Annotated in this window: 1 protein-coding gene; it reads right to left on the bottom strand. The window is 55.9% G+C overall.

Annotated features, from left to right (window positions below; all coding sequences use genetic code 11):
- Positions 1-43: 43 nt before the first annotated feature.
- On the bottom strand, positions 44-857 hold an 814-nt coding region (locus NKG99_RS35780), incomplete at its 5' end, for an enoyl-CoA hydratase/isomerase family protein (protein ID WP_352826365.1).

Here is an 857-nt window from a genome sequence, read left to right as displayed (position 1 = left end):
GCTGCCCGCGGCCAGACGCCGAGGGCAGCTGTCATTTGGTGGATTAGAGTCCTTCGTAACGGGCGTTAGACTCCTTCAACGCCGCCCTCAAGCCTTTCTCGGCCGTTACCCTTGTAAACTCGGCGCCTTCGGGCACCGGCGACTGGCCCATAATGGCCACCACCTCAAGATAATAGTCGGTCGCTGTCTTGAGACCCTGGATTTCGTAGACCCTGTTGAGGTACATTTTGTGCACCCTCTGCATGTCCCTCGGGATCCGCGCCATGAGCGTGGCCGTCCGCCGCGTGACCTCCTCCAATTCCTCAGGAGCTACCACCTTATTGACCAGCCCCATCTCTTTGGCCTCAGGGGCCAAAACGTTGCGGCCAGTCAACAGGAGCTCTTTCGCCGTCTTCATGTGAACAAGCCATGGCATGAACATGCAATGACCGGTTCCGCCGAAGCGCACTTCACTGTAGCCCATCAATGTGTCCGTGGTAGCAATGGACAAATCACAAAAGAGCGAGAGCTCGAACCCTTTGCCAACGGCAAACTTGTGCATGGAAGCAATCACCGGCTTGGTAACCCGCCAAGGCGTCGAGAACTCATCAAACTGCTTGAAATACTTGAGACGGTAGCTGTAGATCGATGACCGGTCATCGTTCACGTCGTCTTCGAGGTCGTGGCCGCCACAGAAGCCTTTGCCGGCCCCACGGATCACGATTACGTTGACGTTATCATCGTCATCGGCCCGAAGCAGGCCAGAATGGAGCTCAGCGATCAGCCGTTCATTCATGGCGTTAGCTTTATCCGGCCGGTTCAGCGTCAACCAACAGACGTGCTCCGCATCCACTTCATACAAGAGATGCTCATATTTA

Origin of the sequence: Mesorhizobium sp. M1409 (genome assembly GCF_040317535.1) — a bacterium.
GTDB lineage: Bacteria > Pseudomonadota > Alphaproteobacteria > Rhizobiales > Rhizobiaceae > Mesorhizobium.
This window is presented reverse-complemented; position numbering and strand designations above follow the sequence as displayed.